14 protein-coding genes and 1 tRNA gene are annotated in these 18,440 nt (G+C 62.6%); 9 read left to right on the top strand and 6 right to left on the bottom strand.

Going from position 1 to position 18,440, the window contains the following annotated elements:
* Positions 1-156 precede the first annotated feature (156 nt).
* The 6 genes from DW352_RS21980 to DW352_RS21955 are packed head-to-tail and all read left to right on the top strand — an operon-like array spanning position 157 to position 6,097.
* Positions 157-1,785 (top strand): Na/Pi symporter, encoded by a 1,629-nt coding sequence (locus DW352_RS21980; protein ID WP_162827121.1) that lies wholly within the window; start codon positions 157-159, stop codon positions 1,783-1,785.
* Entirely contained in the window at positions 1,782-2,948 is a 1,167-nt protein-coding gene (locus DW352_RS21975; RefSeq protein ID WP_115693332.1) for a PP2C family protein-serine/threonine phosphatase, read from the top strand. The genes DW352_RS21980 and DW352_RS21975 overlap by 4 nt, the downstream gene beginning before the upstream one ends.
* A gap of 4 nt (positions 2,949-2,952) precedes the next feature.
* Entirely contained in the window at positions 2,953-3,360 is a 408-nt protein-coding gene (locus DW352_RS21970; RefSeq protein ID WP_115693331.1) for an ATP-binding protein, read from the top strand.
* 23 nt (positions 3,361-3,383) lie between these two features.
* Complete coding sequence (locus tag DW352_RS21965; RefSeq protein ID WP_115693330.1) at positions 3,384-3,722, top strand: STAS domain-containing protein; 339 nt, start codon at positions 3,384-3,386, stop codon at positions 3,720-3,722.
* Positions 3,723-3,767: 45 nt separating this feature from the next.
* Positions 3,768-5,714, top strand: coding sequence for a response regulator (locus DW352_RS21960; RefSeq protein ID WP_115694550.1), 1,947 nt, complete (start codon positions 3,768-3,770; stop codon positions 5,712-5,714).
* Between the two features lie 11 nt (positions 5,715-5,725).
* On the top strand, positions 5,726-6,097 hold the full coding sequence (locus DW352_RS21955; protein WP_115693329.1) for a response regulator: 372 nt from the start codon (positions 5,726-5,728) through the stop codon (positions 6,095-6,097).
* Between the two features lie 30 nt (positions 6,098-6,127).
* On the opposite strand, the gene DW352_RS21950 is transcribed toward DW352_RS21955, so the two are convergent.
* Both DW352_RS21950 and DW352_RS21945 read right to left on the bottom strand, forming a co-directional pair.
* Positions 6,128-8,548 (bottom strand): response regulator, encoded by a 2,421-nt coding sequence (locus tag DW352_RS21950; protein WP_115693328.1) that lies wholly within the window; start codon positions 8,546-8,548, stop codon positions 6,128-6,130.
* A gap of 78 nt (positions 8,549-8,626) precedes the next feature.
* Entirely contained in the window at positions 8,627-9,499 is an 873-nt protein-coding gene (locus tag DW352_RS21945) for a cation diffusion facilitator family transporter (protein WP_115693327.1), read from the bottom strand.
* A 442-nt stretch (positions 9,500-9,941) separates the two neighbouring features.
* On the opposite strand from DW352_RS21945, the gene glsA reads away from it, so the two are divergent.
* Positions 9,942-10,943 (top strand): glutaminase A, encoded by a 1,002-nt coding sequence (gene glsA, locus DW352_RS21940; protein WP_115693326.1) that lies wholly within the window; start codon positions 9,942-9,944, stop codon positions 10,941-10,943.
* 297 nt (positions 10,944-11,240) lie between these two features.
* Here glsA and DW352_RS21935 read toward each other — a convergent pair.
* Positions 11,241-11,317: transfer RNA gene (locus DW352_RS21935), tRNA-Arg, on the bottom strand.
* A gap of 270 nt (positions 11,318-11,587) precedes the next feature.
* Here DW352_RS21935 and DW352_RS21930 point away from each other — a divergent pair.
* Positions 11,588-13,876, top strand: a complete 2,289-nt coding sequence (locus DW352_RS21930) for an efflux RND transporter permease subunit (protein WP_115693325.1) — start codon at positions 11,588-11,590, stop codon at positions 13,874-13,876.
* A gap of 5 nt (positions 13,877-13,881) precedes the next feature.
* Here the strand turns inward: DW352_RS21930 and DW352_RS21925 are convergent, their stop codons facing one another.
* Both DW352_RS21925 and DW352_RS21920 read right to left on the bottom strand, forming a co-directional pair.
* Positions 13,882-14,358 carry a hypothetical protein gene (locus tag DW352_RS21925; protein ID WP_115693324.1) on the bottom strand — a complete coding sequence of 159 codons (477 nt, stop codon included), beginning with the start codon at positions 14,356-14,358 and terminating at the stop codon, positions 13,882-13,884.
* Between the two features lie 13 nt (positions 14,359-14,371).
* Positions 14,372-14,971, bottom strand: coding sequence for a nucleoside deaminase (locus tag DW352_RS21920; RefSeq protein ID WP_162827120.1), 600 nt, complete (start codon positions 14,969-14,971; stop codon positions 14,372-14,374).
* A gap of 184 nt (positions 14,972-15,155) precedes the next feature.
* Here DW352_RS21920 and DW352_RS21915 point away from each other — a divergent pair, with 184 nt between their 5' ends.
* Entirely contained in the window at positions 15,156-15,830 is a 675-nt protein-coding gene (locus DW352_RS21915) for a DUF2147 domain-containing protein (RefSeq protein ID WP_245434214.1), read from the top strand.
* Here the strand turns inward: DW352_RS21915 and hpnN are convergent.
* Complete coding sequence (gene hpnN / locus DW352_RS21910; protein WP_115693321.1) at positions 15,780-18,374, bottom strand: hopanoid transporter HpnN; 2,595 nt, start codon at positions 18,372-18,374, stop codon at positions 15,780-15,782. The genes DW352_RS21915 and hpnN overlap by 51 nt on opposite strands.
* Positions 18,375-18,440 lie beyond the last annotated feature (66 nt).

Raw genomic sequence — 18,440 nt, 5'->3', positions numbered from 1 at the left:
CGCTTCATTGCGCCTTTGACTTTTCCAAACCTGTGATGGACAAGGCGAGCTTGCTGGCCGGTGCTGGCGGGCTCAGTAATTCACGGACGATCGGATTGCTGCTGACCGAGCCAACCATTTGTTAACTTTGACTGGTCACTCGTCCGGATCGTGCAGATGCATACAATTGCGCCGTTTCTGACTGGCCTTGGGCTATTTTTCTGCGGCGTTCATTTCGTCTCGTCCCATCTCGTACCCCTCGCCGGCCGTCGTCTCAGGAACGTGCTCAGCCGGCTGGGCGGCCAGCCGATACTGGCGGCCATTTTCGGTTCGATCGCCGGCGCGATAACCCAAAGCACCAATGCCGTCACGTCCGTGATGATCGGTCTGGTGAGCGCCGGCATGATCGACAAACGCCGCGCGATCCTCATTCCGATCTGGTCGAATGTCGGCCTGTCACTGCTGGTCATTCTGGTCGCAGTCGATTTGCGGCTGGCCGCGAGCTATCTCGTCGCCTTAGCGGGCGTGGCGGTCTATTTCGGCCTCGATCGCACCGACCGTATCCGCCACGCGGTGGGAACGGTGCTCGGACTCGGACTGCTCTTCATCGGCATGCAAATGCTGAAAGAAGGAACCGAGCCGTTGCGCGACGGTCTTATGCAGGACGGCTTCATCGCAACGGCGGCCCGGTTTCCGGCTCTGCTGTTCTTGATCGGCGCCGGCCTTGCCTTGCTCTGCCAATCGTCATCCGTCGCAAGCGCATTGGCGGTCGCGGCGACCCATGCCGAGCTGATCGACGTCTCCAGCGCATTTTGGCTGGTCTACGGCGCCAACTTTGGCGCTGCCGGCAACTATCTGCTGGTGGCGCTCCCCTATCGCGGCGATGCGGCCCAAATTGCGATCATGCAGATCGTGCAGAAGCTGGCCGGTCTTCTCGTTGTCTTCGCGGTCCTGGCGGTCGGCGCAGTCGTCGGGCGACCCTTGATCGCCGAGCTGTCGGGCGTTTTCGCGCATTCCGCCTCCGCTCAAGTCGCATGGCTGTTTCTCCTGTATCAGGTCGCCGGCGCCCTGCTCTCAACGATCTTCATCAATCAAATTCTGCCGCTGCTCGAACGCATCGCTCCGCCCAGCAAGCTTCAGGAGCTGTCAAAGCCCGCCTATCTGATCGAGGACGCTCTAGTCGAACCGAGCACGGCGTTGGATTTAGTTGCGCGCGAAGAGCATCGTCTGCTGCAACGGCTGCCGGCGATGCTGGACACGATCCGCGCGGATACCGAGGGCGTGCCAATTCCACCTGCGACCCTGCGCACGGCATCCGCTACCATCACGGCCGCGATGGCCAGGTTTCTCGGATCAATTCTCGAATCGAGCCTCGACCGGATCGACCGCGAGAAGGCGGTACGCCTGCAGCACCGCACCGCCAACCTGAACGCCTTGTACGAGAGCCTGGACGAGTTCGTCCAAACTTGCAAACTTGCGCGTCAATCGCCGCCGAGCGGACGCGTCGCCGATCAGATGACCGAGGCCCTGCATACCCTCTTGATGGCGTTGGCGGACGCGGCAGACACTGACGACCAGTCGGAACGGGAAATGACGCTTGCTCTGCTGACCTATCGCGACGAACTGATGGAGCGGATCCGGCAGCGCGTCCTACGCGAGGACCCGGATATGCCGGCCAAGGCACAGGAAGCGCTGTTCGCGGCCACCATGCTGTTCGAGCGTATTGTCTGGCTGGCGCGGCGCACCGCGCTCTTGTTCTCCCCCGAACATACCGCGGAGCGTCAACCACTCGTGGTAGCGTCATGATCAACAAGGCTCGGATCCTTGTCGTCGACGACGTCCCCGAGAACCGGGACTTGCTGATGCGTCGGCTGCAACGGCTCGGTTTCAGCGCGATCGATCAGGCGGAGAACGGCATCGAGGCGCTCGCCGCCATCGCGGCGAAGGCCTACGACCTTGTCCTGCTCGACATCATGATGCCGGAGCTCGACGGATTTGGCGTGCTCGAAGCGCTCAAGAAGGACGGACGCATCAACGATCTGCCGGTGATCGTGATCTCGGCGCTGAACGAGATCGAGCCGGTGGTGCGGTGTATCGAGCTTGGCGCCGACGACTTCATCTTCAAGCCGTTCAATCCCATTCTGCTGCGGGCCCGCGTTCTCGCGACGCTCGAGAAGAAGCAGATGCGCGACCTCACCCGCGAAGAGTTGCGGCGCAAACAATCCGAGCTCAATGAAGCACGGACGCTGCAATTGTCGCTCGTGCCGCCGCGCTTTGCCGGAACGATGTCCGGCCGCGCGCTCACAATCGATGTGGTGCTCGAGCCGGCAAAAGAGGTCGGCGGCGACCTGGTCGATCATTTCCCGATCGGGCCGGATCTCGTCGTGCTGGCGCTCGGGGACGTGTCCGACAAGGGCGCCGGTGCCGCGCTGATGATGGCCCGGACGCATGCCATGACCCGCGCGCTTGCCAGCCGTCCGGACGCCGCGGAGCTCTTCAGCGCGCCCGAGCGCGCCGTCGGTCTGCTGAATGCGGCACTAGCCGAAGGCAACTCCGGCTGCATGTTTGTTACCTTCCTGCTCGCCACTCTCCACGTTACAAGCGGACGTCTCACATACGTGCGCGCCGGGCATATCCCTCCCTATCACCGCAATGCCAATGGCGCGCTGACGCGATTGGATCTGCTGAGCGGTCCACCGCTCGGTCTCGACGAAAGCGCGAGATACAAGCCAGATGCAGTGTCGCTCACGCCGGGCGATCGGCTGCTCGTCGTCACGGACGGGTTCACCGAGGCAAACGATCCTGACGGCGCCCTCTATGGCGACGAACGGGTCGCCACCTTCGTGACATCGCTCGAGCCCTCCGACCCGGCGCCGCTGCAGCGCCTCCTGGTCAATGTTCGCCAATTCGAGGCCGGCCGGCCGGCATCCGACGACACCGCCGCCATCCTTCTCTCTTTAGGACCTTGAGACCATGGCACCGCTCGAGATCGAGGTGCTCGCCACGTCCGAGGCCATATCCGCCTTGACCGAAAAGGTGCTCGCGTATCTGGAAGAACAGCAGGTCGACTCGCGCGCCGCGCACCATGTGGCGCTCGTCGTCGAGGAGATCGTCACGAATCTCGGGACTCACGGCAACTGCCGCGATAAGCCAGCGAAGATCCGGTTGATGGTCGAGCCGGCTCAAGTCACCGGCGAGATTATAGACACCGGACCGCCGTTCGATCTCCGGCTTGCGCCGGATCCCGCCATCGAGGCGCCCCTCGAAGAGCGTCCGATCGGCGGGCTGGGCCTCTATCTAATCCGGAAACTGACCAGCACACTTGAGTATTCTCATCAGAACGGGCAGAACTTGACCACCTTTGCGATCGCCCGTTCGTGAGCCGCGTATTGGAGGGGCTGCCTATGGAATTAGAGGAAGAGCGCGTCGGCGACGCCTTTGTCGTGACCGCGAGAGGTCGGCTTGACGGGGCATCCAGCTCGATTTTTGCAGACCGCATTAGCGGTCTGATGACAAATCAGAAGCCGAAGATTTTAATCGACTTCACCGGAGTGGATTTCGTGACCAGCGCCGGCCTGCGCGCCGTGCTGATTCTCTTGAAGAAGGTCAAAGCGGCGGATGGCTCCTTCGCACTTTGCGGCGTTCAGAACTCGGTCCGCGAAGTCCTCGACATCAGCGGCTTCACCGCGATGATCAACATTCATCCCGCCCGCTCGGATGGGATTGCCGCTTTAAGTCCGTGACAGGGACGCGGCGCTTGCCGGCTTGAGGGCCGCTCGATGCAGGAGATGACCAAAGGAAGTGTCGGGCGCGAAAGCGATTTGCTGAGGGCAACGCTTGAGAACATGGCCCAGGGCGTGGCCATGTACGACGCAGACCACAGACTGGTCACCTGGAACGACCGCTTCCGGCAATACCTAGAGATGCCTGCCGAATTTCTCGGCACCGACCGCACTTTTTCCGACTACATCCGCTATCTGGGCGAGCGCGGCGAATTCGGCGACGCCGACATTGAAACCGAGCTTGCCAAGCGTCTCGCCCTGCTCGATCAATCGCACTCCTTTGAACGTGTTCGCCCAGACGGCACGGTGCTGGAGGTGCGTCGCGATCCGGTGCCGGGCGGCGGTTTCATCGCCATCTACACGGACATCACGGAGCGCAAGAAGTCCGAATTGCAGCTCCGAAACGCGAAGGACGCGGCAGAGTCCGCCAGCCGCATCAAGTCCTCGTTCCTCGCCAATATGAGCCACGAGCTGAGGACACCGCTCAACGCGATCATCGGGTACAGCGAAATCCTGCTGGAAGATGCCATCGATCGCGGGGACACTCCGAGCATCGCCGACCTCGAGAAGATTCAGGGCGCCGGCAAGCATCTGCTCGGGCTCATCAACGACATCCTCGACCTGTCGAAGATCGAGGCCGGGCGGATGGACGTTTATCTGGAGCCGGTATTCCTCACGCGCCTGATCGACGAAGTGAAGACGATCGTCGATCCGATGATGAAGAAAAACGGCAACCAATTCGTCGTCGAGTGCCCAGGCGACATCGGCGCCCTACGAACCGATCAGACCAAGCTCAAGCAAAGTCTCATCAACCTCCTCAGCAATGCCGCCAAGTTCACCAAACAAGGCACCGTGACGCTCCGCCTATCGCGTCTCGAGGGCGACGAGCGGCCGCGCATCCGTTTCGAGATCGCCGACAGCGGCATCGGCATGACGCCGGACCAAATGTCGCGGCTGTTTCAGGCTTTCACGCAGGCCGACTCCTCGACCACGAGAAATTTCGGCGGCACGGGATTGGGACTGACGATCACCAAGCATTTTTGCGCGATGCTCGGGGGATCGATCGATGTGAGAAGCACGCCCAACGAAGGTTCGGTCTTCACGATCGAACTCCCCATCCAGAACGCTGAAGCCGGTAGCGCGGACAGTGCCGATGACGACTGGGCTGAGGCGGACGGCGAGTTACCCGCCGACGCGATGACCGTCCTCGTCGTCGACGACGACGCCGTCGTGCACGACGTCCTTGCATCGACGCTCGACAAGAGGGGCTATCGCCTCATGCACGCCAGGAACGGCATGGAGGCACTCGAACTGATGCGAACGACGCCGCCGGACATCGTCACGCTGGATGTGATGATGCCCAAGATCGACGGCTGGTCCGTGCTCGGCATCATGAAGTCGGATCCGCAGCTCGCCCATATCCCGGTCATCATGCTCACGATCGTCGACGACAAGAACCTCGGATTCTCGCTCGGCGCATCGGAATACATGACCAAGCCGATCGACCGAAACCGGCTGATCGCGCTCCTACGCAAGTTCGTACCGACCGACAGGCAGAACTCGGTTCTCGTCGTGGACGACAACGCGGATGTCCGCGGCCTGCTGAAATCGACCATCGAAGGCGTCGGCATGAAGGCGGCGGAGGCTATCGACGGTGTGACGGCTCTCGATTGGCTGAACAAAAACGGTCGCCCGTCGCTCGTGCTGCTCGATCTCATCATGCCCACGATGGACGGCTTCGCGTTCCTGCAGAAAGTGCGGGATATGCCGCATCTCGCGGGTCTGCCGATCGTTGTTTTGACGGCGAAAGACCTCACGGAAAGCGAGCGGGCCTTCCTGGCCGAGAACACCCTCTTGGTTCTCAGCAAGAGTGCGCAGCCGATCGGCGCCTTGGGGCAGGCGCTGGCGCGAATTGTTGGCCGCAGGCAAGGCGCACAGGCCGCGGCGAGTTGACAGGACTGGAAATGCCGAAAATTCTACTGGTCGAAGATAACGAGATGAACCGCGATATGCTGTCGCGCCGCCTCAACCGCAATGGATTTGAGGTGATCATCGCCGTCAACGGGCAAGAGGGCGTCGACCTGGCCAGGTCGGCCAAGCCGGACCTGATCCTCATGGACATGAGCCTGCCGGTGCTCGACGGCTGGGAAGCGACGAAGCTCGTCAAGGCCAATCCCGAAACCGCCCGCATTCCGGTCATCGCCCTCACCGCGCATGCGATGGTGACCGACAAGGAAAAGGCTCTGGCCGCCGGCTGCGACGAGTTCGATACAAAGCCGGTCGAACTGCCGCGGCTCCTGGAAAAGATCAACGCGCTGTTGCGCGCGGCAGGCTGACCGCGCAGGGCGAGGACCGCGCCCCGGCTCTCACGCCGGCGCCGGCTTGGCGCTCCCGCTCGAACCACGCTCGGCAATGGCGGCCAGCGCACGGCCCAACGTCCCTATCGGCTGCGCGCTCTTGCTGAGTATCAACATCGTGCGTTCGGCCAGGAAGATGCGCTCGTCTTCGGTGAGCGACTTGGCCGTGAGGACGACGACGGGGATGTCGGCCCAATCGTCGTTCCGGCGCATCTCGTCGAGAAACTCGAAGCCGTCGACCTCAGACATCATCAGGTCGAGCAAAATGAGCGCCGGCGCCGGGTTGTGGCGCAGCCAGTCAAGCGCCGCGCGACCATGCACCGCCTCCGCCACGTCCAGGCCCGCGCTCTCCACGGTACGGCGCACAATCGAGCGCACTTCAGGGTCATCGTCGACCACCAGGACGACGTGATCGCCGTCGGCGCGGGAGAACTGACCGATCACCGCGATCAGGCGTCCGCGGTCGATCGGCTTGGTCATGAACTCCGAGGCTCCCAGCGAATAGCCGAGATTGCGGTCATCGACGATCGTCACCATGATGACCGGGATGTCATGGAGCGCCGGTTCGGACTTCATGATGCCGAGGAGCGACCAGCCGTCCATCTTCGGCATCATCACGTCGAGTGTGACGATATCGGGCGGCGAGTGACGCATCATGTCAAGCGCCTCGACTCCATCCTGCGCGAACAGGACCCTATATCCTTCCTTGGTGAGGATTGCCGACAACAGGTCGCGCACGTCCGGATCGTCATCGACGACCAGAACCGTTATCGCGCCATCGGCCCCATCTTTCGCCGCCTTGCGGATCGGCGCGCTCGGCGCGGCCGGCGCATGCAGCACCTGGTCCGGCAGCGTGATCGTGAAGGTCGATCCCTCGCCTGGCTTACTGGCGACGTCGACCGCCCCGCCCAGCATCGTGCAGAAATGCTTGGTGATGGTGAGACCGAGCCCGGTGCCGCCAAAGTGGCGGGTCGTCGAGGAGTCGGCCTGGGTAAAGGCCTGAAACAGCCGGCCCATCTGCTCTTCCGTCATGCCGATGCCGCTGTCGGACACGGCGAAGCGGATGCTCGCCGGCCGGCCCTCGTCGGCGACCCGCGCGAGCGACAACCGCACCTCGCCCTGCTTGGTGAATTTCGCGGCATTGCTGAGCAGGTTGATGAGGCTCTGCTTCAATTTGGTCAGATCGGTGCGCAGCGAGCCGATATCCGCCGGACAGTCGATGACGAGCGTGTTGCCGTTCTTGCTCATGAGCGGCTCGACGATGGTGCGGACTTCCTCGATCAGCCTGGGCAGGAAAACCTGCTCGAGGTAGACATCCATCCGCCCCGCTTCGATCTTCGACAGGTCGAGGATGTCGTTGATGATGCCGAGAAGGTGCTTGCCGGCGCCCTTGATCTTCTGCAAATCGCCGACGCTGGCTTCGTCGCCGCGGTCGGCGGCATCCTCCATGAGCATCTCGCTGTAGCCGATGATGGCGTTCAGCGGCGTGCGCAGCTCATGGCTCATATTCGCCAGAAAGTCGGACTTGGTGCGGTTCGCCTGCTCGGCGACGCGGCGCGCCTCCTGCACGGCCGCCTCCGCCTGTTTGCGCTCGGTGATGTCGTTGATCCAGGAAATCAGCACCGGCTGGCCGTCATACTCCGTTCGTTTCCACGACAGGAGCGACCAGAAGGTGCCGCCGTCGGGACGACGGTTGTGCACCTCGGCATTGAGCAATTGGCCGTCGCGGCGGAAGATTTCGAGCAGCCGGTCGCGCTGCGCCGGATCGACATAGAGCTCGCGGACGTTCTTCGGCATCTGGTCCGCCGTCACGCCATAAAGCTCGTCGTGCCGATGATTGGTATAGAGCAACTGGCCGCCCGAACCGACGATGGCGACAGCCACCGGGCTCGAATCGAGCAACGCCCGCATCTGTTGCGCCGACCGCCTGAGCGCCTCGCGCTCGGCATCCTCGTGCGTGAGATCCTCGATCGTGATCATCCGCTCGCCGTCGATAGCGCGGCATGATATGCCCAGGACGAGGCCGGACGGCGTCCTCTGCGTGAATTTGCTGTCGGCGGTCGCGAGCTGGGTGAGGATGTGCGCGCTCGCCGTCGCGGCTTCGCCCGCGCCGTAGTCGCCGCGGGCAACCAGGCTGCCGACCAGGGAAGCGACGGACTTCCCCGGCGCGAGCTCGGCGGCGTCGACCTCCAACAGGCGCGCGGCCGCGGCATTCGACGCCTTCACCGATAGATCGTGATCGACGATCAATGCTCCAAAAGGCAGCCCCTCCAGGATGCGACCGAGTGGCGTGGAGACTGAGTGACTTTGCTGACGATCCACCGGTCTAACCTTTTGAACGTCCTGAACCGGGGAAATCCCACTGACCCGGCCGTTTAGAAGCAAAAAGCCGCGAACCATGCATATCGCTTTCGCGGCATGCAAAAGCATATCATGATCATTTTAGCATTTTTATACGATTTCGGCGCTTGTCCCGTTCGGCAGGCCGCCTGTTCTGCCGACCGGCCGTCATAATCCGCCTGCCGCCTTGCCACTTGCGACGGGGATAACAGAGACTAGCGCGCCGGGTATCAGTTCACCAATGTCCTTGGCCACACGGTCCACCACACACTGTATCTCGCCGATCGAGCGCATCCGCTCGAACCCAAGCTTCACCTCGATCATGGCGGTGTTGCCCGACAGGCGGGAGCTTACGCCTAGCAGATCGTCATAGGCCTCGAAGTGGCGCGCCAGCGCGCGATTGATCGACCTCTGCTGCGCCTCGTCCAGCGTCCGGTCGAGCAGCGACGGCAGAGCCTGACGTGCCATCGACACGGCAAGCTGAATCATGACGAGGGCAACAAAGGCCGATCCCAGCACGTCGGCAAGAAGTCCCCATTGGCCATCGCCGAGGGCGGCGTTGATGCAGAGCGCAACAAACACGATCGTCGATGAAATGAGCTTGGCGAGACGCGTGCGGACCTGACCGATCATGATCAGCGACGTGCCGTCGCGACCGGCGCGCCAGAGCGCCATCAGTGCGGCCCCATTTTGCACCACGTTCACGGCGCCGACCAAGGCCGCGAACCCAAGCCCCAACGCGGCTTGCTCGGGCGGATGCCACCAACGATACGCGGCCGTAATACCGACCCAAACTCCACCGAGTCCCATCACGGCGCCAATGCTTAGATTGGCGAACTGCTCCAGCTTACCCGCACCGTAATCGAAGTCATGAACTCGCCCGCGATGAATGCGGCGCAATAGAACGAGCAGCACCATCTCCAGCATGACCAGTAGCGCGCCACGCAGGCCTTCCGCCGCCATCATGAGGGAGTTGCCCCAGACCGCCGCCGCGAAAGCCGCAACGATGATCGCGACATCCGATAGTCCCGCGAACAACATGCTTCTTTCGCGCTTGAGAGCCGCCGGATCGATCGCGAGAGATAAGGCTCTCGGCAAGAATAAAGCTGTCTGTGACAGAGTTTCTGCTCCTTATCCCGAGAAGTACATAAAGATGGCGGCTTAAACCGCGCCTGCTTGCGAGGCGTGGAAACGCTGCGCCTTCTCGTTTCGACGGCGAGATGCTCCTCCGCGGATGAACAAGCGCCGGCTCCACCAGCTTCCTACACAGTTGAAATATCTAATTTTACAAAAGTCGGCGATCCAGCGTCGGCAGCTTGCATAACGGAACGTTACCGAAAACAGATCGAATTTCCTTACCTGAATGCAGCCCGTTTAACCCGGCGCACTTCTTGCATGAACAACACCAAGCGGCGCGAATGCGGCACCTCGCGGGGGTGAACAACGTCGCTCCCAGCGACGAATTGTACGGAGAACGAATTGTATGGAGACAAGCGGCCACCCAACCGGGTCTTACGTCGATCAACTTCTACGCAACATCCATGCGCTAGTGATCGGTGATAATAGTGGCGAGCTGGCCTCCTACATCCCCGGGCTTGCCAATGCCGATCCGGATCAGTTTGGCGTGGCGATCGCGACGGCAAACGGCAAGCTGTATTCGTTCGGCAACGTGGACGCCAAATTCACGATCCAATCGATCTCAAAGGCGCTGACCTATTGCCTCGTTCTGGAGATCAAGGGCCGGCGGGATGTCTTTGCACGTGTGGGCGTCGAACCGAGCGGCGACCCATTCAACGCCATCGAGTTCGACCCCCGTACGAGCCGGCCCTACAATCCGATGGTCAATGCCGGCGCCATCACCGTCGCCGGAATCCTGCGCGACGAACTTGGGCGAGACGCCTTCGATTTCATACTCACCCGGTTTTCGGAGGCCGCGGGGCGGCCGCTCGAGCTCAATGAAGAGGTCTATCTCTCGGAAGCTCGAACCGGGCACAGGAATCGGGCCATCGGGCACCTGCTGCTCGGCATGGGCGCTCTGAGTGATCGTTGCGAGGACGCCGTGGACCTGTATTTCCGTCAATGCTCGATCGACGTCGATACGTTGAGCTTGGCCACCATCGGCGCCACCCTCGCCAACCTCGGTGAAAATCCTTTCACCGGCAAGCAGGTCTTCGATGTCAGCGCCGTGCGCGACACGCTCGCCGTGATGTTCACTTGCGGCATGTACGACTATGCCGGCAACTGGGCATTCGATGTCGGCGTTCCGGCTAAAAGCGGCGTCGGCGGCGGCATTCTCGGCATCGTAAACCGCCAGCTTGGTATCGGCACGTACTCGCCGCGCCTCGATCGGAACGGCAACTCCGTGCGCGGCCTTACCGCCTTTAAGGCGCTATCCGATGAGCTCGGCTTGCATGCCTTCGATCCGACCAATGCCGGATCGTCACTCGTCGAGTCGTTCTTCCGCGACGACCCGCCGCATGTGTAGACCACGCGGTCCAGTTTCTGCGAAAATTTCCGCCGCCCCGTCGCAACATATGGCCGAATATATCCTGTGCACGTTTCCCGTGCCGGTCGGCTAGGCGCCGGGAGATGCAGGGACGGTCAGTCACGTGCGCCTCATAAGTCTGTCGGACGGCTCATCACCAAATGCGCGCTCACATCTCCAACCAATTGACACGCGCGCATCCCTCGCCCGATATCTTCCCGCAAGCTACGCGAGAGGCAGCGTGAGACCGCACCTTTCCGTGGCTACCCCTTCCCGAGTCGTGACGTTCATCTGAGTTGGCGCGCCGGAAGGGATTCGAACCCCTGACCCCCAGATTCGAAGTCTGGTGCTCTATCCAGCTGAGCTACCGGCGCATTGGCGGCAAATGCGGCTGCCCGACGGGGGCGCTTTGCGTCCGGCACTCTAGCGCACAAAATTGATTTTGCTAGCGAATTTTGCCCGCGGGCCAGCGCTGAACTTTGTGCCCCTCACCGCGTTTACGGCCGTACCCCGTTTTTAGTTCCCGGCGCGGGACCCGAAACCACAGGCCGCTCCCCATTCAACCGCCGAAACCATCATCGCCTGCCCCCGGCGAGCGCCTGCCGGCCGCCGTGCCACGCAAACTCGCGCTTGGGCTCGAGCGCATGGGTTTTGTCGCACTCCGGTTTCCACTCGCGACCGCCGTGGTTTTCCTATTGCTGCTCGTGGCCGGCGCGGTCGGCTTCGCGCGACTGAAGGTCGATGACTCGCTGAGCCAGCTTTTCCGCTCCGACACGCCGGAATACCAAACCTATGAGGAGGTCACGCGCCGCTTTCCGGCAAGCGAATACGACGTGCTCGTCGTGATCGATGGCGGCGCGTTGCTGACGCGGCCCTCACTCGAGAAACTGCGCAACCTCGCCATCGATCTGCAACTGGTCGACGGCACCCGCGGGTTGATCTCGATCTTCTCCGCGCGCGAACCGCCGCAGAACGGCGGCGTGCCCGCGCCGCTCTTTCCCCAACCGCTACCCTCTGGTGAAGCCTATAAGGCCCTCATCGACCGCGTGATGGCGAACGAGATCATCCACGGCAAGCTGCTCTCGGATGACGGGCGGCTGACGCTGATGGTGTTGGCGCTCGATCCGGCCGCCGTCGACGGCGGCAAGTTGGCAAATATCATCGGCGAGGTGCGCGAGACGGTGAACAAGGATCTCGCCGGCAGCGGCCTGAACCAGCAATTGTCCGGCGTGCCGGTGATGCAGCTCGAGATCCGCAACGCCATCGAGCGCGACCGCCTCATCTACAACACGCTCGGCTTCGCCGCGGGCTGTCTCATCGCCATCCTGTTTTTCCGGCGCGTGTCGTTCATGATCATCGCCGCCGCGCCGCCGCTCGCCGCCATCCTGATGGCGCTGGGTGCGCTCGGCTGGCTCGACTTCAGGCTCAACATGTTCCTGAACGTGATGACGCCGCTCATCATGGTCATCAGCTTTTCCGACAGCATGCAGCTCACATTCGCCGCGCGCGACCGTCTGATCGCCGGCGAAGACAAAGTGACGGCTTTCCGCAACGCGCTGTACGTCGTCGGACCGGCCTGCGTGCTGACGCACGCCACCGCGGCCATATCCTTCATCGCCTTGACATTCTCGCGCTCCGATCTGATCCGCGCCTTCGGCGAAGCGGGGCTGATCGCGGTCGTCGTCGCTATGGTGACGGTGCTGGTGCTCGTGCCGCTGCTCGGGCTGCTGCTGATCCGCCACGAGGCGCGCTTCGCCGAAAGCATGCGCGGCATGGATCGCGCGCTGGACGTTCTGCGGCGCGTTTGCGAATGGATCGCCGTGCGCATGGTCAGCCGCCCGGGCCTTTACAGTCTGATCGCCCTTGTGGCTGTCGGCTTGCTGTCCGCCGGCTACACGCAGCTCGTGCCGCGCTATCGCCTTGCCGACCAGGTGCCCGATCGCGAGCAGGCCGTCGCCGCGAGCCAGCGGCTCGACGCAAAGCTCACCGGCGCCAATCCCATCGATGTGCTGATCGAATTGCCGGCCGGTAAATCGCTCTACGATCCCGAGACGCTGGCTGCGATAGCGGACGTGCACGCGGCCGTGCAGCGGCAGGCCGGCGTCGGCAATGTCTGGTCGCTGGAAACGCTGCGGCGCTGGCTCACGGAGAAGCTGCAGAAGTCCGATGTCGCTACATTGAAGGAATACGTCGATCTGCTGCCGTCGTATCTGACACGCCGCTTTATCTCGGCCAAGCAGGACGCGGTCATCGTCAGCGGCCGTGTGCCCGATGTCGATGCCAGCAAGTTGCTCCCTGTCATCCAGACGCTGGACAAGCAGCTCGATGCCGTGCGCGCCAAATATCCCGGCTACAAGATCGCCGTCACCGGCCTGTCCGCCATCGCCGCGCGCAACAGCGCCATCATGATCGACAGGCTGAGCCAGGCTTTGACGATCGAAATTGTATTCGTCGCCGCCTTCATCGGCCTCGCCTTCCAGTCCCCGATCGTCATGCTGGTCAGCATCCTGCCGGGCATCTTCCCGATCGTGCTGGCCGGAAGCCTGTTGTGGCTCTTGGGGCTCGGCCTGCAATTCGCCAGCGTGATCGCGCTGACGGTCTCGTTCGGGCTGGGCCTCAGCGCGACGATTCACTTCCTCAATCGACTACAGATCGAAGATGCGATCGACGCCGATGCCAGCGTCGGCGTCGAACGGGCCACCGTTCTGGTCGGCCCGCCTTTGATCCTTACCTCGGCGGTGCTCGCCTGCGGATTGGCGATGACGGTGTTCTCGAGCCTGCCGTCGCTGCGGCTGTTCGGCTGGCTGTCGGCGTTCTCGATGATCGCCGCACTGTTCGCCGACCTGTTTATCCTGCGGCCGGTGGCGATGTACCTAAGCCAGGTCGCGCGCCGCTTCCAGCACCGGACTCTGGCCGGCCGGCGGGCGCGCTGAAGGCGTCAGTTGCGGCTGAGCGTCATGGTCGCGCCCTTGATGCGCGAATCCGGCTGCTGCGATTGGATTTGCACGGTCTGCCGCTGGCCATTCGTCACCAATGTCAGCGCGGCGGTAAAGGCCTGGCTGTTCGCAACCACGCGGATGCGATCGCCTTCGGCCCGGCCGCTGAGCTGCCCGCCGGCGTTCATCGTGGATTCGCTCCAAACGCCCGTCACCCTGCCGCGCTCGTAGTCGGCGCTGCTGCGCAGATCGAAATTGTAACTCTCGCTGGCGCAACGCAGGTTGAGCTGCAGGTTCATGCCGTCCTTCAGGACGTCATAGGCGGCGCGGCAGCGAAGCGGCTCACGGTTGCCATCCGCCATCTCGATGGTGCCGTTGCCCGACCACGTGCCGGCCAGGCGTTCGAAGGGGCTTGTCACCGCAAGCGCGGCGACCGGCAGCAAGACGAAAAGCGCAGACGCAACCACTGACCGTTTCATGTCACCATGTCCTTCACGTATTATGGAGTCGCAGGAGGGACCGCAGCCACCCATGCGGCGTCGGAATCGCGCTCAACGTTTCGACGCCATCGACTTCCGGCGCGTGCGCAAAACAGCCGCGCCGCACGATGATCGCCCAGATCAGCGGATTCCACGTTCGCCAAACCTTGGCGGCCTCCCGCCCCATGAAGCCGGATATGACCTCGGGCACCGGGCCGAAGGCTTCGGGCATGACACGGGAAAGCTCGGTGTCCCGCAGGATATTCCATCGCGAGGCACCCCCCATTTTCGGGGAACGGATCGCGTAGACGACCCGGCTGATACGCGACTCTCTGATGGGGAACGAACACATAGGACACGGTTCGATATTGGAATACAGTGTGCATCCGGATAGCCGCTTACGCCCCAAAGCCTTCTGCGCCTCGGAAATGGCGACCAGCTCGGCATGCCGCGTGATGTCACCGTCCTGCCGTACCAAATTGGTGCTTTCGGCAACAACGGTGTCACCCTCGCAGATGACACAGGCGAAAGGGAATTCGCCGGTTGTCGTTGCCGTGGCCGAAAGCTGGATGCAGCGCTGCATCATGCGCGAATCGATATCGGATTGATCCATACTTTCGGTCTGTACTCGCCGGCCGGGGCTTACGCTTACAAATGCCGGGTGCTGCGGATGGTTCCCGGGGCGAACCATCGCAGCTAATCTCCGGCGGACGACCGAGAATATCACGACGCCTTGTCGTCGTTTGGCCGATTTCGACGTTTAAGACGCAAGCAAATCAGCAAAAGGGCGAATACCCGTGCCGAACACGATTCTACCTTTGGCGGCCCCCGGCGGGGCAATAAACAAGTTTTCCTGGGCGCTTGCGACCGCCCTGACCCTCAGCGTGAGCGCCGCAGCGGCGGCACCTTTGCCAGATCCCACCGGCGAGTGGATGGTCGAAAAGGGCTACGCCACCATTCGAATCGTGGATTGCAACGGCGATCTCTGGGGCGTGGTCGCGTCCGAGCAGAAACCTGGCGGCATAGACAAGAACAATCCCGACCCTAAATTGCGCAGCCGTCCGACACTCGGAATGCCGATTCTCATCGGCATGAAGCCGTCGAATCAGAACGAGTGGAGCGGCGATATCTATAATTCGCAGGACGGCCGCACCTATTCTGCAAGCATCAGCCTGCTGGATCAGGACAAGCTGAAGGTACAGGGCTGCGTGCTCGGCTTCCTGTGCGGCGGCGAGAACTGGACCCGCGTGGCAACGCCGGATCAGGCTACCAGCACGCCCGGCGCGCCGCCGCCGGGCCAGAAGCCAGGCAAACCGGCGGCGCGATCCGGCGGGCCGGCGAAGCCGGCGCCTGGCGCCCGCTCCGCCGCCGGCACGCCGACCGAACACTCGCCGCAGACGCAACCGGCTGAGGAAATCTGCTCAGCTCTTGTCGGCGTCCCGGGGAGCACCCATGAGCGCCGGCTGAAATAGCACCGCCGCGCAGAGCGTCGTCACCAGCGACAACGCCAGAAGCTTGCCCATGCTCGACGTGCCCGGATGGTTCGACAGCCACAGGCTGCCGAACGCGGTCGCCGTCGTGAGCGCGCTCCAAATGACGGCGCGGGTCAGGCTCGACTGCAACAAGTTTCCCTGACCCGCTCGCCAGGCGGTGATGTAGTAGATCTTGAAGGCGACGCCGACGCCGAGCAGCAACGGCAAGGCGATGATGTTGGCGAAGTTGAGAGGCATGCCGATCAGCACGCAGATCTCCAAGGTCACCACGCCGGCGAGCACCAAGGGCACCAGCGTGAGCAGCATGTCGCCGAACCGGCGCAACACGATCCACAACAGAATGGCGATCGACAGCAGCGCGTAAAGACCTGCATGGATGAAGGCCGAGACCACCGTCTCGCCCGACTTCAGGATCGATACCGGACCACCGATCGCCTCGGGATAGACGGTCAACACCGCGCGCGCGAACTTTCGCAAGACCTCGGTGTCATTGGCGTCGCCGCTTGGAAAGACTTCCACGCGGCTCTTGCCGTCGGCCGTCACCCACTGACGCTTGAGGCCGTCCGGCAAATTGGCGCGCGTGACCGCTTGCGCGCCAAGGAAGCCACGTAGGCCTGCAAGGCTCACCTGGAGGGGCACCACGAATGCGTCCTGCGCCCGATCCCGCGTCGCCTTGTCCGCCTTGGCGAGGTTGACGAGATCGGCGGCCAGCCGCCTGGCGGCATCGGCGCCGGGTCCCTTGGCGTCGCCGGCCATGCCCTTGAGCTGGTCGGCACTGGCATTCAAGGCGGCGACATTCTCGGCATCGCTTGGGCCGCTGCGCGGTGCTGGATCGCGCAGCAGGAAACCGATCTGGTCATCCATGTCCTTGATAAGTTGGAGCTTTTTCTCCTGATCCTGCGGCACATAGCTGTCGATGGTGGCAACGCGCGACACTTCCGGCAGCTTGCGCAGCCGATCCGCCACTTCCGACATGCGATCGAGCGAGGGCACGATGACATTGATCGAGTTGAAGTTGACGTTCGGATCCTTCTGGACGTCGAGCAAAGTCGAGATCGATTCAGTCTGCGTGCTGCGCAAATGTACCGGATCGAAATCGAAGGTCAGATAGTACAGGAGCGGCGCGCCGACGACCGCGACACCGATCGTACCGGCGACGACACCGACGCGGTGGCGGCTGAGGAAATCGTCGACCGGCGCCAACGCACGATAGCCGATTTCCTCGGGCTCGCCGGGCGGATTGAGCACCGTGAGCAGGGCCGGCAACACGGTGATGCTCGTGAGATACGCGACCATCATGCCCGCACCCGCGATCATGCCGAGCTCAGAGACGCCGCGATAGGCCGTCGGTAAGAACGACAGAAAACCGCAAGCGACCGCGACGGCGGCCAGGGTCAGCGGCACCGCAACCTCGGATGCCGTGAGGCTCAACGCCTTGCGCAAGTCGGGAACGGCGTGCCGTTCGGAACGATATCGCACCGAAAACTGAATGCCGAAATCGACGCCAAGGCCGACGAAAAGCACCGCGAAGGCAACCGAAATCACGTTCAAGGCGCCCACCATCATCAGGCCGAGCGCAGCCGTAATGGCGAGGCCGATGACGAGGTTGACGAAGACGGCGAGAATGATGCGTCCCGACTTCAGCGCCAGCCACAAGATCACCAACACCACAACGACCGTGGCAGCGCCGTTGATCAATGCCCCTTCCTGCACCGTGGCGAACTCTTCGTCGCCCATCGGGATCTGCCCCGTCAGGCGCACGCGCGCCTGGTACTTGCCGGAAAGATCAAGATCGGCCGCCGCCTTGCGGATCGCATCGCTCGAGACTTTGCCCGGCTCCAGCGCGGAAAAATCGAGCACCGGCCGGACCTCGATGAAACGCCGCGTTTCGCTGACCGTCGGCTTATGGCCGCTGAGCAATTCCTGCCAGGAGAACACGGCGGGCTTCCCCGCCAACACATTGTCGAGCGTGTCCGACGCCATCGACATCGGCCGGACCATGTCGTCCAGCTTCGACATGCCCTGTTGCACCGCAGCCAAGCCGAACGACAGCGCGCGCGTGAGACCGCGCAGGCTGGGATCGCGGGCCAGCGTGCCGATCAGCGGCGCCGCGCGCGACATGCCATCGGTCAATTGCTCGACGTCATTGGTGGGCTGAAACAGCAGACCGTTACGGGCGAAAAATTCGTTACCGCTGAGGTTGTCGACGGATTCAAACAGCTTCGGCTGCTCGCTCAGCTTTTGCGCGAGCAGCCCCGCCGCCGCGCTCGCAAGTTCGGGCGTCGGCGCATCGATCACGATCAAAGTCGACTGGAAATGCCCGGGAAAGTCGCGTTCGAACGCGGCCTCGCGCTGACGCCAGTCAAGCGTTGGTGAGATCAACGTATCGATATTGGTATTGATGGCGAAATGCTTGGCCGTATAGACCCCGCTGCCGATCGCGGCGAGCACGCCTAAAGCAATGACAAACCAGGAAAATCGCGTGCAAAGACCGACCAAGCCGCGAACCGTGGAAACGAGCATTAAACGTGCCTTCTTCTAAATTGCCGAGGAGCCGGAGGGGTAAAACAGCACCAGAAATGAGCAGTG

It is taken from the genome of Pseudolabrys taiwanensis (genome assembly GCF_003367395.1).
GTDB lineage: Bacteria > Pseudomonadota > Alphaproteobacteria > Rhizobiales > Xanthobacteraceae > Pseudolabrys > Pseudolabrys taiwanensis.
Note: the sequence above shows the minus strand (reverse complement) of the source record. Positions and strands in the feature narration are given on the sequence as shown.

Coding starts and splice junctions, on each gene's coding strand:
- DW352_RS21980 (WP_162827121.1), top strand. CDS start 157: ATGCATACAATTGCGCCGTTTCTGACTGGCCTTGGGCTATTTTTCTGC.
- DW352_RS21975 (WP_115693332.1), top strand. CDS start 1,782: ATGATCAACAAGGCTCGGATCCTTGTCGTCGACGACGTCCCCGAGAAC.
- DW352_RS21970 (WP_115693331.1), top strand. CDS start 2,953: ATGGCACCGCTCGAGATCGAGGTGCTCGCCACGTCCGAGGCCATATCC.
- DW352_RS21965 (WP_115693330.1), top strand. CDS start 3,384: ATGGAATTAGAGGAAGAGCGCGTCGGCGACGCCTTTGTCGTGACCGCG.
- DW352_RS21960 (WP_115694550.1), top strand. CDS start 3,768: ATGACCAAAGGAAGTGTCGGGCGCGAAAGCGATTTGCTGAGGGCAACG.
- DW352_RS21955 (WP_115693329.1), top strand. CDS start 5,726: ATGCCGAAAATTCTACTGGTCGAAGATAACGAGATGAACCGCGATATG.
- DW352_RS21950 (WP_115693328.1), bottom strand. CDS start 8,548: ATGCTTTTGCATGCCGCGAAAGCGATATGCATGGTTCGCGGCTTTTTG.
- DW352_RS21945 (WP_115693327.1), bottom strand. CDS start 9,499: ATGTTGTTCGCGGGACTATCGGATGTCGCGATCATCGTTGCGGCTTTC.
- glsA (WP_115693326.1), top strand. CDS start 9,942: ATGGAGACAAGCGGCCACCCAACCGGGTCTTACGTCGATCAACTTCTA.
- DW352_RS21930 (WP_115693325.1), top strand. CDS start 11,588: ATGGGTTTTGTCGCACTCCGGTTTCCACTCGCGACCGCCGTGGTTTTC.
- DW352_RS21925 (WP_115693324.1), bottom strand. CDS start 14,358: ATGAAACGGTCAGTGGTTGCGTCTGCGCTTTTCGTCTTGCTGCCGGTC.
- DW352_RS21920 (WP_162827120.1), bottom strand. CDS start 14,971: ATGGATCAATCCGATATCGATTCGCGCATGATGCAGCGCTGCATCCAG.
- hpnN (WP_115693321.1), bottom strand. CDS start 18,374: ATGCTCGTTTCCACGGTTCGCGGCTTGGTCGGTCTTTGCACGCGATTT.